Source organism: Methylacidimicrobium cyclopophantes (genome assembly GCF_902143385.2).
Lineage (GTDB): Bacteria > Verrucomicrobiota > Verrucomicrobiia > Methylacidiphilales > Methylacidiphilaceae > Methylacidimicrobium > Methylacidimicrobium cyclopophantes.
Window position 1 is genome coordinate 1 of sequence record NZ_CABFUZ020000059.1, and the last position, 1461, is coordinate 1461.

The following is a 1461-nucleotide window of genomic DNA, read 5'->3' on the forward strand; positions in this document are numbered from 1 at the left end:
GCAAAATCGAAGAAACTCCACGTTGTGACTGGGCTTGGGGCCGTTTTTTGCGGGAAGTAGGTGATTGTGCTGGGCTGGCAACTGCTGGGCATAGGCCACGAAGTCTCCGCTGACCTCCATGACCTGCAAACCCAGGTCTTCAAGACCTGGGCTGCCCGGCTCGATTTCTTCGTAGTACAGCAGATCCGGGATGCCGAACTGCATCGGAAGCTGGAAGAGCGTTTCCATCAACGCTCCTGCTTCCATGTCAATCAGGATGTTGGCATCACTGATGAGCAACCGCACCCGATGACTCCAACTGGCGTTCTTTGTTGTAGAAGCGCATCATCGGGATGCCCAGCAGTTCCGCCGCCTTGCCTTCGGAAATGTATTGCTCAGCCAAGGCGCGGTACACCAACTGATCAAATAGTCGTGGATATTCTTGCGGCAGTGGTTCGCCAGGCTCTGACTTGCGCCAGCCCTTGGCCGAAAACCACTTGAACATAGAGATGTGAGCGGCCTCGGTGATCACGCCACACTGTTTGGCGCGTTGCAGCCATCCGGTCATCGAGAGCCCGAACTGGTGCTTGAGCACATATAACTCTTGCCATTCCAGGGCATGGCGTTGTACCCCAAGCAACTGCAACACCGCGACACGTGGGGCCAGGAAGGCACCCGCGAACCGGTCGCAGGCTTTCTCTTCGTTGATACCGTCAGCCAGTCGTCCTTCGAGCAGCAGGTGCCCCAGCTCATGTGCCAGCGTGAAGCGTTGCCGATCACCGGACCACCGTTTGGAAACAGCCACGATCGGATACTCCCGGCCATCTTCGGTCCGTGCCTTGGCCGTCAAGCCGGAGAATCCCGGGTTCTCTTCATCGACCACGATGACCAGCAAGCCAAGGCCTTCGAGGGTGTCGGTGAGGTCAGCAATCGGGTTCAGCCCCAGCTGCCAAGCCTTGCGGACCATATCCGAGAACGCATCAATCTCATCTAGCGAGGTGATGTGCTCAGGCAGATTCGCGGGCGGTGCAAACGCTGGCAACGGTGATTCGGGAAATGCGCCGAGTAACTCGACGCGCTTTTCTACCAACTCGACGACCTTGATCTTCAGCGCATCCTGAGCTGTCTTACCAAAGGTCGAGTGCCTCCGAAACTCGGGCTGCAGCAATTCAACCGTATGCGTGCGAAAGAAGTATTCGGTCCGGACGCCGCAGGCGCGGGCCAGTTTGAGCAGCTGAGCCGATGACGGAGTCAGCAGACCTTTCTCGTACTTCTGAATGGCGGTGTGCGATACACCCACCTGTTCGCCCAACGCACTCAAGGTCAGGCCCGCCGCCAGTCGTGCTTGACGAATGCGATCTGCAATCACGACGTCTCCTCGGGATGGTTTAATAGTTTTTCCATTATCCATAGAAATTAAACCGACCTCAACTTGTCAAGCATTCTCCCCCTCGATCTCCGGTGGAGTTTCTTCGATTTTGC

2 protein-coding genes are annotated in these 1461 nt (G+C 56.7%); both read right to left on the reverse strand.

What is annotated here, in order from left to right; all coding sequences use genetic code 11:
- A partial coding sequence (locus FN369_RS01245; RefSeq protein WP_512698697.1) for a PIN domain-containing protein occupies positions 1 to 285 on the reverse strand: 285 nt, incomplete at its 3' end.
- A complete protein-coding gene (locus tag FN369_RS01250) occupies positions 266 to 1348 on the reverse strand; it encodes a helix-turn-helix domain-containing protein (protein WP_142524402.1) in 1083 nt (360 codons plus the stop codon). The genes FN369_RS01245 and FN369_RS01250, both read right to left, overlap by 20 nt.
- Positions 1349 to 1461: the final 113 nt, after the last annotated feature.